This window comes from Bacillus sp. 5mfcol3.1, from assembly GCF_900114335.1.
Classification (GTDB): Bacteria; Bacillota; Bacilli; order Bacillales; family Bacillaceae_G; genus Bacillus_A; species Bacillus_A thuringiensis_S.
Window position 1 is genome coordinate 870,377 of sequence record NZ_FOST01000001.1, and the last position, 15,227, is coordinate 885,603.

A 15,227-nucleotide genomic window follows, 5' to 3' on the forward strand; every position below is an offset into this window, starting at 1 on the left:
TAAATGAAGAAAAGGTAAAGGGAGGTTCATCAATTGAACATCTTCAATATTGCAATTATGCATATTAAAAGAGATTTCAGAGACGTAAGAACTTTAGTTTTTATGTTAGCATTTCCGATTGTGCTTATGCTTGTGTTAGGAACAGCGTTAACCAACGCATTTAATAGTGATAGTCATTCGATTAAAGATATACAAGTGCTATATAAAGATGAAGCGAGTAGCACGTTTTCTCAATCATTTGAAGCATTTACGAAAGAAGTGGATAAATCAGGTATTCACTTTAAAAAAGCTTCCGAAGGTATAGATGGGAAAGAAGAAGTGAAGAAAAATAAATATGCTGCTTATGTAGAGTTAAATAAAGATGGTGCAAAATTTTACGGAAGTGACAAAAGTAGTATTGAGGGGAGTATTGTGGAAGGAATGCTTACAACATTTGTTGATAAGTACAATGTAGCGGTCGAAGTTGCAAAAGTAGATCCTACTAAGGTGAGCACAGTTATTTCAAACGGAAATCATAATGATTATATAAAAGAAACATCCTTACAAGCTGCGAAAAAACCAGGTTCTATGGATTACTATGCGGTTGTAATGACAACGATGATTGCACTATATGCTGCGATGGGAGCGAGTTCTTTAATTCGAGGAGAACGAATACGTAAAACAGGAGATCGTCTCATTGCTGCACCTATAAGTAAAGCTGAAATATTCATTGGAAAAGTACTTGGTAGCCTAGTAGCAAATGCCCTGTGCATATTACTCGTCATGTTATTTAGTAAATTTGTTTTTCAAGCGAATTGGGGCGACCATCTTGGAATCATATTTCTTATTTTATTAACACAAGTCTTTCTAGCAATTAGCTTCGGTTTAGGAATCGGATATATTACGAAAACAGCTGAAGCGTCTAGGGCAATTATTATGGTTGTTGTGCAATTAGCTTCTATTTTTGGAGGTGCATATTTCGTAATAGAAGAAAATTTCGTTACGAATTTATCACCATTAACTTGGGCAAATACAGCTGTTATGAAAATTATTTATGCAAATGATGTAGGGGCAGCATTATCAGTCATTTCTTTAAACCTTGGAATTTCAGCACTCTTTTTATTAATTGCAATTATTGCATTACGTAGACGGGAGGGGCTATAGTATGAAGGATATTTTATGGCTCATACAAAAAACGTTATCTGTGCTTTTGAAAAATAAAAAAAGTTTACTCATTATAATTAGCTTGCCGATAATAGGGACGCTCATTTCCTTCTCGATATATGGAAATGCAGGGCAAGGAACGTTAAATATCGGGATTGTAAATAAAGAAAATGAGCCGATAACAAATGATACGATAAAGTTTTTAGAAGGATTAAATCATGTGAATGTGAGTAAGGTTAAGGAGTCTGAAGTAGAAGATAAACTCACTTCCAAAAAACTTGATGGAGTTATTACATTGGATTCTGGTTTTTCAAAAAGTGTTCGAGAAGGGAAACCAGAGCATATTGAAATTTCATCGATTAAAGGTGATCAAGTAACAGGATTTATAAAATCATATTTATATAATTATATTGATAATATAGCAGCTATTAGTAAAGTAGCAGGAACAGATCAAAGTACATTCGACAATATGTACGCAGGGTATCAAAAAGGTTCATTTAAAATGAAAACTGAGACGCTAGAAGATACTTCGAAAAATAAAGATATGACAAATCAAACGATGGGTTACCTTATTATGTTTATGCTGTTTTCAGCAGCTAACTTATCAGGTCATATTTTAAAAGAAAAAGAGAATAGAACGTACTTTAGACTATTATCAACGCCGATAGATGGGAAGAAGTTCATATTATCTAATGTCGGGGTAAATATGATAATACTAACAGTACAAATTTTGATTACAATCCTATTCCTAACGAATGTTTTTCATACGAATATCAATATGCCTTTTATAGTGATGATGGGCGTACTAATGCTATTTGCATTAATCGCAATTGGAATATCATTAGTTCTTGTAGCTTTTTCGAAAAACTCAGCATCGGCAAATGCGATGCAAAACATGGTCATTGTACCAACATGCTTACTTGCTGGATGTTATTTCCCATATGATATTATGCCAAGTGCAGTACAAAAAGTAGCTAATTTTCTTCCACAGCGCTGGTTGTTAGACACAGTATCGAAACTACAGCAAGGAATTCCATTCTCTGAGTTGTATTTAAACATTTTAATTTTATTCGCTTTCGCGATTGCATTCTTCTTAATTGCGATTTATAAGTTTGGAAGAAATAATGATGCGAGGAATTTTGTTTAATGTGAAAAGGATGTGACGTTAAGTCACATCCTTTTTTGTATGAAGCATGAAATCTAAACTTGAATGACAAAATAGAAAGGTGGAAAGAAAATGATCGGAAGGAAATCAAAATGATTAAAAAAATATTGCGAGTTACTTCTATTGCTATTGCTATTTTCGTTTTTATTTTAATATGGATGCATATCGATGTTACCTTAGGTAGGAAAATGGAAGCTGGGAAAAACATGCCGACAGAGTATGCGCCTCATTATAGTGACTTTCAATTATATGTAGAAGGGAAGCCTTTTTATAAACAATTATTTACTGATATAAGAGAAGCCAAAAGCTCCATCTACACTTATTTCTTCATTTTGTCGGATGATAAAAGTAGTCATACTTTTTTAAACTTATTAAAAGAGAAGGCAAAAGAAGGAGTAAACGTCTATTTATCAGTTGATCGCATGAATGATTTATCATTTGAAAGAAAGATGATAAATGAATTGAGGGAAAGTGGTGTGCATTTTACATATAGTAGAAAACCTGCATTGCCATTCGGATTTTATTCACTTCACCATCGTAATCATCGCCGTATTACGACGATTGATGGGGAGATTGGCTATACAGGCGGATTTAATATAGGAGATGAGTACTTAGGGAAAGATAAGCGATTTGGATATTGGCGTGATTATCATGTACGGCTTAAAGGAGAAGGAGCAAAAGATTTAGAACAGCAATTCGCTTTAGATTGGAAACGAGATACGAAAGAAGAGATAAAGAGGAGTACGAATAAAGCTAGTAAAGGGAATACATTACATACTATGACTAGTTACAATGGGCATTACGTTGCTGAAAAATATATAGAGCTCATAAAACAAGCTCAGCACTCCATTGTAATTGCAACGCCGTATTTTATAGCGAAAAATAAAGAATCCATGAATGCTTTAATCGCAGCACAAAAGCGTGGTGTTACAGTAAAAATACTTTGGTCATATAAACCAGATCTACCTCTTATAAAAGAAGCGGCGTATCCATACATACGTCAAGCTGTTAATAATGGGATTACTGTATATGGGTATAAAAAAGGAATGTTCCATGGCAAATTAATGCTTATTGATAATGAATTAACTGTTATTGGTACAACAAACTTTACTTCGCGTAGCTTCAATATAAATGATGAAATGAATTTTTATATTTATGGCGGTCCTATTGTAGGACAAGTTAATAAGGCGTTAACAGAGGATTTTCATGATTCGAAAGAAATGACGAAAGAGTTTTTTGAGAAGTTATCTTTTTGGGAGCGTTGTAAGGAGAAAGTGGCGGGATTGGTTGAGTTCTATTTGTGATGATGGATTAGGAAAGGGTGCCTACAAAAGGCACCCTTTTTGGTGGGAAATCATTATTTTTCATGCACCAGCATCGTAACATCATCATTAATCAACGTCCCCACATGTTCACCTAAACATATTTTTTTCATGACTCCAGGCTCATCAAAGTTAAAGACATGCGTTGGTAAATTGTAGTCCCGGGCAAGCAGTAATGCCGCTTGATCCATGACTTGTATATTTTGTCTAACGACATCATTATAGTTTAGTTTGCTGTACATTTTTGCTGATTTGTTATGCTTCGGATCACTTGTAAAAACGCCATCGACACCCTGTTTTGCGACTAATATGGCATCGCTATTCATTTCAATAGCTCTTTGTACGCTTGGATAATCTGTCGTCACGAACGGTTGCCCGTTTCCGCCTCCAAAGATAACGATATAGCCGTTATCTAAATGGTGGACTGCACGCAAGCGAATGTATGGTTCAGCTACTGCATTAAATGGAATGGAAGTCATAACGCGTACTTCTCTATTTGTTTTACTTGTTAAAACACCGCGAAGCATTAAGCTGTTAATAATTGTACCTAACGTACCGATATTATCAGCTTCTACGCGATCGATTCCCCATTCTTCAGCTAGATGCCCCCTAAAAATGTTACCGCCACCGATGACGATGGATACTTCGATACCTAAATCAACAATGGATAAAATTTCGTTTGCGATATGTTCTAATCGTTTGGAGTTAAAGCTATTTCCAGTTTGATCGGCAAGTGCACCGCCGCTTAATTTAATTAAGACACGTTTATATGGCTTCATAACAATTCCCCCTATATAGATCGCAATAAAAAAGGAACAAAGGCGAATGCCTTTGTTCCTTTTTAAGAAAATGAAAAAGAAAAGAAGAAGATAGGACGAATTGCTTTGTATAGTTTTTCATAACATCCACTCCTTTTCATTTTGATTTGTTTTAAGTATATATCTTTTTGATTATACGAAACAATCTGATTACTTATCAAGTTTATTTTATCGTTTTTTAACAAAATGGTGTCAATGAAAAAAAGAAGAAAAATATTTGAATTTTTTGTGACGAACTTGTAGGTTTTTGTATGATTTTGTAGGTTCGCTTATAAGATGTGTGAGTAGCTTTTATAAATTCAAATTGAAAGCGTTCGCATGAAGGGGATGAACATAAATGAAAAAATTCGGATTGGCAACACAAATTTTTGTCGCGCTTGTTTTAGGGATTGTAGTAGGGGCAGTCTTTTATGGCAATAAAACGGCGATTTCTTATATCACACCAATTGGGGATATATTTATTCACTTAATTAAGATGATTGTAGTACCAATTGTTATTTCAGCATTAATTGTTGCAGTAGCTGGTGTAGGAGATATGAAGAAGCTTGGGAAACTGGGTGGTAAGACAATTCTTTATTTCGAAATTATTACGACGATTGCTATTTTAATGGGATTACTTGCAGCGAATATATTCCAACCAGGTACTGGTGTTGATATGAGTAATTTACAGCAAAGTGATATTTCTTCTTATAAACAAACAGCAGATGCAACGGAGAAGAAAGGTTTTGCTGAGACAATTGTTCACATTGTACCAAAAAACGTATTTGAATCGATTGCACAAGGTGACCTATTACCGATTATATTCTTCTCAGTATTATTCGGCTTAGGAGTTGCGGCAATTGGGGAAAAAGGAAAGCCTGTTTTTAACTTCTTTGAAGGCGTACTCGAAGCAATGTTTTGGGTTACAAATCAAGTTATGAAATTTGCACCATTTGGTGTATTCGCATTAATTGCCGTTACAGTTGCAAAATTTGGTGTAGCAACATTACTTCCGCTAGGAAAACTAGTGCTAGCTGTATACGTAACTGTTATACTATTCGTTGTGATTGTATTAGGTATTAATGCAAGAATGGTTGGCGTAAACATTTTTACATTAATAAAAATTTTAAAAGAAGAACTGATTCTTTCGTTTACGACAGCAAGTTCAGAAGCTGTTTTACCTAATATAATGAGAAAAATGGAAGAGTTCGGTTGTCCAAAGGCAGTTGCCTCTTTCGTAATTCCGACAGGTTATACATTTAACTTGACTGGATCGGCTATTTATCAAGCGTTAGCGGCATTGTTTGTTGCACAAATGTACGGTGTGCACATGTCACTAACGGAGCAAATAACGTTATTATTCGTTCTCATGTTAACATCCAAAGGTATGGCGGGAGTTCCAGGTGCATCGTTCGTTGTTGTATTAGCAACGTTAGGTTCAATGGGGCTACCACTAGAAGGTATCGCGTTAATTGCGGGAATTGACCGCATTTTAGATATGATTCGCTCATCTGTCAATGTATTAGGAAATGCATTAGCGGCCATTGTTATGTCGAAGTGGGAAGGCGAATTCGATAATGAGAAAGCAAAACAATATGTAGAAACAGTCAAAGAAACAAAAGCAGCATAAGAAATCGTTAAGGAGTGAATAATCATGGCAACATTAACTGAAGTTAAAAATGGTGTTCGAATTGAAAAAGATTTTTTAGGTGAAAAAGAAGTACCAAACTATGCATACTACGGCGTACAAACGATGCGTGCAGTTGAAAACTTCCCAATTACAGGATACAAAATCCATGAAGGCTTAATTAGAGCGTTCGCAATTGTAAAAAAAGCAGCAGCGCTTGCTAATACAGATGTAGGAAGATTGGAATTGAACAAGGGTGGCGTGATCGCAGAAGCTGCTCAAGAAATTCTTGATGGAAAATGGCATGATCATTTCATCGTAGATCCAATTCAGGGCGGAGCAGGTACTTCAATGAACATGAATGCAAATGAAGTCATTGCCAATCGTGCTCTTGAATTATTAGGAATGGAAAAGGGAGACTATCACTATATTAGTCCAAATAGTCATGTAAACATGGCGCAATCAACAAACGATGCATTCCCAACAGCGATTCATATCGCTACATTAAACGCATTAGAAGGTTTATTACAAACGATGGGTTATATGCACGATGTATTTGAATTAAAAGCAGAACAGTTCGATCATGTGATTAAAATGGGTCGTACACATTTACAAGATGCTGTGCCAATTCGTCTTGGACAAGAGTTTAAAGCATACTCTCGTGTACTTGAACGTGATATGAAACGAATTCAGCAATCACGTCAACACTTATATGAAGTGAACATGGGAGCAACTGCAGTTGGTACAGGCTTAAATGCAGATCCAGAATATATTGAAGCAGTTGTAAAACATTTAGCTGCAATCAGTGAATTACCGCTTGTTGGTGCAGAAGATTTAGTGGATGCGACACAAAATACGGATGCTTATACTGAAGTATCTGCAGCACTTAAAGTATGTATGATGAATATGTCTAAAATTGCGAATGACCTTCGCTTAATGGCATCAGGTCCACGTGTTGGTTTAGCAGAAATTATGTTACCAGCTCGTCAGCCAGGTTCATCTATTATGCCAGGGAAAGTAAACCCTGTTATGCCAGAAGTTATTAACCAAATTGCGTTCCAAGTAATTGGTAATGACCATACAATTTGCCTTGCTTCAGAAGCAGGACAATTAGAATTAAACGTTATGGAACCAGTACTTGTTTTCAACTTACTGCAATCAATTAGCATTATGAATAACGGTTTCCGTGCCTTTACAGATAATTGCTTAAAAGGAATTGAAGCGAATGAAGATCGCTTAAAAGAGTATGTTGAGAAAAGTGTAGGAATTATTACAGCCGTGAACCCTCATATCGGTTATGAAGCTGCAGCTCGCGTTGCGAAAGAAGCAATCGCGACAGGGCAATCCGTTCGAGAACTTTGTGTGAAAAATGGTGTACTGTCACAAGAAGACTTAGAGTTAATTCTAGATCCATTTGAAATGACACATCCAGGGATTGCAGGAGCAACTCTTTTAAAGAAAAATTAAAAGAAGAGGGGGGACAAGCCCCTCTTTTTTGTTTACAATATAGAAATGCTATATATGAATAGAGGTAGGGATGTTATGAGCAAGTTTACAGTAGCTTCTAATGGTGCATTAGAAACAACATTAAGAGGAGCAGAAGTATTATCAACACCACTTTTAAATAAAGGGGTAGCCTTCACACAAAATGAAAGAGAAGAGTTAGGTTTAAAAGGGTTATTACCGCCAGCGGTTTTAACGTTAGAAGAACAGGCACGCCGAGCATACGAACAATTTAGTTCGCAGCCGGATGATTTATTAAAGAATGTATACTTAACTGCGTTACATGATCGAAATGAAGTATTATTTTATCGTATATTAACAGATCATTTACGTGAAATGTTACCGATTGTATATACACCAACTGTCGGTGTAGCAATTCAAAGGTATAGTCATGAATATCGTAAACCACGTGGTATTTACTTATCAATTAACGACCCATCAGGTATTGAAGAAGCGTTTGCCAATATCGGTGCAACAGCTGAAAATATTGATTTAGTCGTTGTAACAGATGGGGAAGGTATATTAGGAATTGGTGATTGGGGTGTTGGCGGTATTAATATCGCAATCGGAAAATTAGCTGTTTACACTGCCGCAGTTGGAATCGATCCTAGCCGCGTATTACCGGTAATTTTAGATGTAGGTACAAACCGTGAGGAACTATTAAACAATCCATTTTATATTGGAAATCGTCACCCTCGTATAACAGGTGAAGCTTACGATGAATTTATTGATACGTTTGTACAAGCGGTAAATAAACAATTCCCGAAAGCACTTTTACATTGGGAAGACTTTAGCTCTCGTAACGCACGAAAAATTTTAGATAAATACCGTCATGACGTTTGTACGTTTAATGATGATATTCAAGGTACAGGTGCAGTTTCACTTGCGGCAGTATTATCGGCAGTGAAAGCTTCTGGTGTACCGCTAAGTGAACACCGCGTTGTTGTATTTGGTGCTGGTACGGCTGGAATCGGTATCGCAGATCAAGTTAGAGATGCGATGGTCCGCGTAGGTGTATCTGAAGAAGAATCATATAAGCGTTTCTGGTGTATTGATCGTAACGGGTTAGTTACAGATAATATGGAAGATCTTCTTGATTTCCAAATTCCGTACGCAAGAAAAGAAGCAGAAGTAAGTGAGTGGAAAGAAAATGATGTGATCGGACTTGCTGAAGTTGTGAAATATGTAAAACCGACAATTTTAATTGGTACATCTACTGTTGCAGGTGCATTTAAAGAAGAGATTATTAAAGAAATGGCTTCTCACGTAGAAAGACCAATCATTTTACCAATGTCGAATCCGACGCCACTTGCTGAAGCAAAACCAGCAGATTTAATCGAGTGGACAGAAGGAAGAGCGTTAGTTGCAACAGGAAGTCCATTTGAACCAGTTACATATAACGGTGTAACGTATGTGATTGGACAATCAAATAATGCACTTATTTTCCCAGGGCTTGGTCTTGGAACAATTGTAGTACGAGCAAGCGTCATGACGGATGGAATGTTCGCAGCGGCTGCTGAAGCAGTTGCAAGTATGGTAGATACAAGTCAGCCAGGAGCACCTATTTTACCAGAGGTCGAAGAATTACGTAATATCTCAGAAATGGTTGCAATTGAAGTAGCGAAAGTTGCAGTTGCAGAAGGTGTTGCAAGAGTGAACTTAAGTGATAACGATATCAAGATGGCAGTGCAAGAAGCAATGTGGAAGCCAGAGTATCGCCAAATAAAAGCGGTAGAAAAGGTTAGAATATAGAAAAAAAGCCCGTTTATAACAATAAGCGGGCTTTCGCTTTTACTACTGAAAAAAGTATAGGAAGTGTCACCTTTGAATTGGAATCAATTATGGAAGAAAGATATGTCCCTTTTAATTATATTAATGGTCGTTGTTCCGATTGCTGGGGAGCTGAACTTTCATCCCTTTAATGATACGTTTCGAGTTAGCTTCGGTACACCGCTATTCTTCTTTTTATTATTATTTTTAAGAAGAGTACCAGCAGGAGTTGCAGGTATTCTTGTTGGTATATCTGTAGTCTTATTTCGAGTATGTCTTGACTGGATCATGCAAGGTTCATTTCATATGACAGAATCATTTTATTTGCGTTATCCTGTGTTCTTCTATTATTTTATTTATGGCAGTCTTTTTTCGCTTTGCAGGGTAAATAAGTTCCACCAGAAACCAATCATTATTGGATGCCTTGGAATTTCAATTGAAATTGTTGCAAGTATGTCAGAACTTGCGTTTTATCACATGTTAGTACTCGGTACAACAATAACGATTTCTGAAGTAAATAAACTTATTATTATTGCTATTTTTCGTAGTTTCTTTGCACTTGGTTTTTTAAATATGATGAATTTATATGAAACGAAATTAAAAGAATCGCAAGTTCGAAAAGAAAATGAAAATATGTTAATGCATCTTTCTAATTTATATGTGGAATCTGTTCATTTGAAAAAGACGTTACAAAATGCGGAGTTAATTACACAAGAAGCATATCAACTATATCGAAATTTACAAGTAAACGCTGATTCAAGTAGTAAAACAGCATTGAAAATAGCAGGGGAAGTGCATGAAATAAAAAAGGATAATCAAAGGATATTTGCAGGATTATCTAAACTGTTATTAGATAAAAATGTGGCTGAATATGTAGAAGGACATGAGTTAGCAGAAATGATTGTTAGAATAAATGAAAAGTATGCTGAAATGCTAGCAAAGGATATACGTTTTTCTAAACATATAGAAGGTGAGCATGCTGCATACCACGTGTATACAGTTCTATCAATTTTTAATAATTTAGTTTCGAATGCAGTTGAAGCAATTGAAGATAAAGGTGTCGTTATTATTAAGCTATATAAAAGAGATCAACATATATTTTTTGAAGTAATTGACGATGGGCCTGGTATTGCACAAAAGTATAAGAAATTAGTATTTAAGCCAGGATTTACTTCCAAGTATGATCAAACGGGAACGCCGTCAACTGGTATTGGGCTTTCTTACATAAATGAAATGGTAACAGAGCTAGGCGGAGAAGTCAGATTAGAAGACCGAGAAAATAAAAGAGGATGTAAGTTTATCGTTTGTTTACCGGAGGGTAGTTTAAAGCGGGAAGGGGAATAGATTTGTTTTATTATATCGTAGACGATGATGAAGTTTTTCGTTCAATGCTTTCGCAAATTATTGAAGATGGAGATCTTGGAGAAGTAATTGGTGAGGCGGATGACGGAGCTTTTATTGAAGCGGATCAACTAAATTTTAAAAAAGTAGATATTTTATTTATTGATTTGTTGATGCCGATGAGGGACGGAATTGAAACAGTTCGTCACATTGCGTCAACTTTCACGGGGAAAATTATTATGATTTCTCAAGTGGAATCGAAGCAGCTTATAGGTGAGGCATATACACTTGGTGTAGAATATTATATTACAAAACCATTAAACAAAATCGAAGTTGTATCTGTTGTACGCAAAGTGATAGAGCGTATTAGATTGGAGCGTTCTATACATGATATTCAAAAATCATTGAATAACGTGTTTCAGTGGGAAAAACCGCAATTGCGTACTGAACCAGTACAAGAAGGAAAAAAGATAGGGGATTTAGGGCGCTTTTTACTATCAGAACTCGGTATTGCGGGAGAGAATGGAAGTAAAGATTTACTTAGTATGCTGGAATATTTATATGGTCAAGAAAAGGCACAGACATTTGACTTTGGCTTTCCTGCGTTAAAAGAAATTTTTCATCATATTACGATAAGGAAATTAGGGGATATAGCTTTAGAGGCGGATATTGATAAAGAGAAAAAAGCGTCTGAACAAAGAGTACGTCGAGCTATTTATCAGTCGTTAAATCATTTGGCTTCTTTAGGACTAACAGACTTTTCAAATCCAAAATTTGAAAGCTATGCTCCAAAATTTTTCGATTTCACTGTAGTTAGAAAACGGATGACAGAAATGACGAAAGATGAACTTGCATCTTCTGGTCATACGCGAATTAATACAAAGAAGTTTATTCAAGTGTTGTATTTTGAGGCGAAGAGGTTGATGGAGATAGAGTGAAGAAGATGCTTATAAATAAGCATCTTTTTTGTTAAATCAACATTTTATATTTTCTCGTGGAGCATGTAAAATGTTAAGTAAGAGAAAATGGTTTTATATTAAGGAAGTGTCAAAGCGATGAGTTTCACATTGAATAAATCGATTATTAAAGAAGTGTGCGGAGAGACCTCATATAAAAGAGGTGAAGCCTATTATAAATCAAATAAAGTGATAATAAATCATTATGATGAAAATAAAGAAATTTGCGAGGCGACAGTAAAAGGGAACGAGGATTTCCAGGTTACAGTAGAAAAAGCTAAAAAGGGTGATGTTGTTGCAAAATGTAGTTGTCCTTCATTAGCGTCTTTTCAAACGTACTGTCAACATGTTGCAGCAGTATTAATACAAATAAACTATAATCAACAAACAGGTGGAATGAGCTCCACTAGTAACAGAAATGATCAATTGACAAGTGGTATGTTTCAGCTGTTTGCAGACAAACCACTGAGGCCAAAAAGTAAACAACACCGTTTTGATACACGTGAAATATTAGATGTTGAGTTTATATGTACACCAGTAGCTACGAGAAGTGGTGGTGCTCTTCTTGGAATTCAATTGAAACTTGCCAAGGTGTATTTCATAAATCATATTAGAGAGTTTCTTTCTAAGGTGGAGAAAAGAGAGTCTTTTCATTGTTCAAATGAATTTACATATACACCAGATGTACATAGTTTTAAACAAGAAACGGATGCAATTATTCAGCAGCTCATTAAAATGTATCATAACGAAAAAATGTATGAGGATGCGCTAGAAGTACATGCGAAACAAGATGAAAGTATGATATTTATACCACCAGCTTCATGGAAAGATATGCTCTCTTCACTTTCTAAAGTTGAATATGTACAGCTGAAACAAAATAAACAACTGTTTCAGGGATTACAAGTTTCAAAAGGTTTGTTGCCGTTACACTTTGAATTTACGAAGGGAAATAATGGCGGATTTACACTTCATATAGATGGTCTAAATCGTGTACAAGTTATGGATATGTATAACAATGCACTTTATGGTGGGAAATTATATCACTTACACATTGAAGATTGTATGCGACTTATTGAATTACAAAAGATGATGAGTCGCTCAAATAGTAATCAGTTTTATATTCCAGAAAGTAAGATGGAACATTTCGTCGCGAAAGTTGTACCAGGATTAATGAAGCTCGGAACGGTACACATTGATGAAGTAATATCGGATCGTGTTGAAACACCTTCGCTAAAAGCGAAATTGTATTTAGACCGCGTGAAAAATCGCTTATTAGCAGGTCTTGAATTTCACTATGGGAACGTCATGATTAATCCGCTAGAAGAGGATGGACAGCCGTCTGTTTTTAATCGTGATGAGAAAAAAGAAAAAGAGATTTTAGACATTATGAGTGAAAGTGCCTTTGCAAAAACAGAAGGCGGTTACTTTATGCATAATGAAGAAGCTGAGTATAACTTTTTATATCACGTCGTGCCAACATTAAAAGGTTTAGTTGATATTTATGCGACGACAGCAATCAAATTGCGAATTAGTAAAGGGGATGCAGTTCCTCTTATTAGAGTGAGAAGAAAAGAAAGAATTGATTGGTTGTCATTTCGTTTTGATATAAAAGGAATACCAGAAGCAGAAATTAAAGGTGTATTAGCGGCCCTTGAAGAGAAACGTAAATATTATCGATTGGCGAACGGTTCGTTTTTGTCGCTAGAGAGTAAAGAGTTTAATGAAATTAATCAGTTTATAAAAGAATCAGGTATTCGGAAAGAATTTTTACATGGAGAAGAGGTAAATGTTCCGCTTATTCGGAGTGTAAAATGGATGAACGGACTTCACGAAGGCAATGTTTTAAGTTTGGATGATTCAGTTCAAGAGTTAGTAGAAAACATTCAAAACCCGAAAAAATTAAAGTTTGCTGTGCCAAATACTTTAAATGCAGAAATGAGAAAGTATCAAGTATATGGGTTCGAATGGATGAAAACACTTGCTCATTACCGTTTTGGCGGTATTTTAGCAGATGATATGGGACTTGGAAAAACGTTGCAAAGCATTGCTTTTATAGATTCTGTTTTGACTGAGATTCGAGAAAAGAAACTGCCAATATTAGTCGTTTCACCATCATCTCTTGTTTATAATTGGTTTAGTGAATTGAAAAAATTCGCCCCGCATATTAGAGCAGTTATTGCAGATGGAAACCAAGCAGAGCGCCGGAAAATTTTGAAAGATATAACGGAATTTGATGTCGTAATCACGTCATATCCATTACTGAGAAGAGATATAAGATTATATGCAAGACCATTTCATACACTATTTCTTGATGAAGCACAGGCGTTTAAAAACCCTACAACGCAAACGGCAAGAGCTGTGAAAACAATTCAAGCTGAATACCGTTTCGGACTAACTGGTACACCTGTAGAAAATTCATTAGAAGAGCTATGGTCTATCTTCCATGTCGTCTTCCCGGAATTATTACCAGGAAGAAAAGAGTTCGGTGATTTAAGGCGTGAAGATATAGCGAAGCGAGTGAAACCATTCGTATTAAGACGATTAAAAGGGGACGTATTAAATGAGTTGCCAGAGAAAATAGAGCACTTACAATCATCGGAGTTATTACCCGATCAAAAGAGTCTCTATGCTGCTTATTTAGCGAAGTTAAGGGAAGAAACGTTAAAGCATTTAGACAAAGACACGTTACGTAAAAATAAAATTAGAATTTTAGCTGGTTTAACGAGATTGCGACAAATTTGTTGTCATCCCGCTTTATTTGTTGATGATTACAAAGGAAGTTCAGCTAAATTTGAACAACTGTTAGAGATTTTAGAGGAATGTAGAAGTACAGGGAAGAGAATATTAATTTTTTCTCAATTTACGAAGATGCTTTCCATTATTGGTCGTGAGTTAAATCGACAAGCAATTCCATACTTTTATTTAGACGGGAGTACACCAGCGCAGGATCGTGTAGAGCTGTGCGATCGGTTTAACGAAGGAGAAGGAGATCTATTTCTCATTTCTTTAAAAGCTGGTGGTACCGGACTTAATTTAACTGGTGCAGATACAGTAATATTATATGATTTATGGTGGAATCCAGCTGTTGAACAACAAGCGGCCGATAGGGCGTATCGAATGGGACAAAAAAATACAGTGCAAGTTATAAAGCTAGTAGCTCAGGGAACAATTGAGGAGAAAATGCATGAACTGCAAGAAAGTAAGAAAAATTTAATCGCTGAAGTGATTGAGCCGGGAGAAGAGAAATTGTCCTCAATCACAGAGGAAGAAATTCGAGATATTTTAATGATTTAATATAAAAAAGCTATGCCTTCAAATTTATGAGGGCATAGCTTTTTTGTTGTAATAATTATATTTTGTTTTGTACAAAGTAAAGAAATCAAATGTTATTTAAATTACTTCTTTGTACCTTTACTTTTGTATGGTTTGGCAGCTGCCTTTTTCTTTGCACTTGATTGCCAACGGTTCCATCCTTTACTTCCTGTACCTTGTCCTACACCTTTTTTCGGTTTTGCTTTCGTTTTACTCATATGATCACTCCGTTATATAAAAATCTTATTTGATAATAGTCAATGATTTAGAAAATACTCTTTATAAATGACT

Annotated in this window: 11 protein-coding genes; 9 read left to right on the forward strand and 2 right to left on the reverse strand. The window is 35.6% G+C overall.

Going from position 1 to position 15,227, the window contains the following annotated elements; translation table 11 throughout:
* Nucleotides 1–33 precede the first annotated feature (33 nt).
* The 3 genes from BM089_RS04600 to cls all read left to right on the forward strand — a co-directional run bounded on the left by BM089_RS04600 (nucleotide 34) and on the right by cls (nucleotide 3,612).
* Complete coding sequence (locus BM089_RS04600; protein ID WP_001020153.1) at nucleotides 34–1,143, forward strand: ABC transporter permease; 1,110 nt, start codon at nucleotides 34–36, stop codon at nucleotides 1,141–1,143.
* A 1-nt stretch (nucleotide 1,144) separates the two neighbouring features.
* The gene (locus tag BM089_RS04605) at nucleotides 1,145–2,290 is read left to right on the forward strand and encodes an ABC transporter permease (protein WP_090976120.1); all 1,146 of its coding nucleotides are present in this window, start codon (nucleotides 1,145–1,147) and stop codon (nucleotides 2,288–2,290) included.
* 110 nt (nucleotides 2,291–2,400) lie between these two features.
* Complete coding sequence (gene cls / locus BM089_RS04610; RefSeq protein WP_139213203.1) at nucleotides 2,401–3,612, forward strand: cardiolipin synthase; 1,212 nt, start codon at nucleotides 2,401–2,403, stop codon at nucleotides 3,610–3,612.
* A gap of 53 nt (nucleotides 3,613–3,665) precedes the next feature.
* Here the strand turns inward: cls and pyrH are convergent, their stop codons facing one another.
* Nucleotides 3,666–4,409 carry a UMP kinase gene (gene pyrH / locus BM089_RS04615; protein WP_000806138.1) on the reverse strand — a complete coding sequence of 248 codons (744 nt, stop codon included), beginning with the start codon at nucleotides 4,407–4,409 and terminating at the stop codon, nucleotides 3,666–3,668.
* Between the two features lie 376 nt (nucleotides 4,410–4,785).
* On the opposite strand from pyrH, the gene BM089_RS04620 reads away from it, so the two are divergent.
* The 6 genes from BM089_RS04620 (at nucleotide 4,786) to BM089_RS04645 (ending at nucleotide 14,918) form a co-directional block, all read left to right on the forward strand.
* Nucleotides 4,786–6,057 carry a cation:dicarboxylate symporter family transporter gene (locus BM089_RS04620; RefSeq protein ID WP_000713291.1) on the forward strand — a complete coding sequence of 424 codons (1,272 nt, stop codon included), beginning with the start codon at nucleotides 4,786–4,788 and terminating at the stop codon, nucleotides 6,055–6,057.
* A gap of 24 nt (nucleotides 6,058–6,081) precedes the next feature.
* A complete protein-coding gene (gene aspA, locus BM089_RS04625) occupies nucleotides 6,082–7,521 on the forward strand; it encodes an aspartate ammonia-lyase (RefSeq protein WP_000224200.1) in 1,440 nt (479 codons plus the stop codon).
* A 75-nt stretch (nucleotides 7,522–7,596) separates the two neighbouring features.
* Complete coding sequence (malS, locus tag BM089_RS04630) at nucleotides 7,597–9,309, forward strand: oxaloacetate-decarboxylating malate dehydrogenase (RefSeq protein ID WP_139213204.1); 1,713 nt, start codon at nucleotides 7,597–7,599, stop codon at nucleotides 9,307–9,309.
* Nucleotides 9,310–9,372: 63 nt separating this feature from the next.
* Nucleotides 9,373–10,671: an ATP-binding protein gene (locus BM089_RS04635; RefSeq protein WP_080017571.1), complete on the forward strand. Its 1,299-nt coding sequence runs from the start codon at nucleotides 9,373–9,375 to the stop codon at nucleotides 10,669–10,671.
* 2 nt (nucleotides 10,672–10,673) lie between these two features.
* Complete coding sequence (locus tag BM089_RS04640; protein ID WP_000500299.1) at nucleotides 10,674–11,606, forward strand: response regulator; 933 nt, start codon at nucleotides 10,674–10,676, stop codon at nucleotides 11,604–11,606.
* Nucleotides 11,607–11,723: 117 nt separating this feature from the next.
* Nucleotides 11,724–14,918, forward strand: a complete 3,195-nt coding sequence (locus BM089_RS04645) for a DEAD/DEAH box helicase (RefSeq protein ID WP_090976122.1) — start codon at nucleotides 11,724–11,726, stop codon at nucleotides 14,916–14,918.
* Nucleotides 14,919–15,019: 101 nt separating this feature from the next.
* On the opposite strand, the gene BM089_RS04650 is transcribed toward BM089_RS04645, so the two are convergent.
* Nucleotides 15,020–15,154, reverse strand: a complete 135-nt coding sequence (locus BM089_RS04650; protein ID WP_000047588.1) for a DUF3934 domain-containing protein — start codon at nucleotides 15,152–15,154, stop codon at nucleotides 15,020–15,022.
* Nucleotides 15,155–15,227 lie beyond the last annotated feature (73 nt).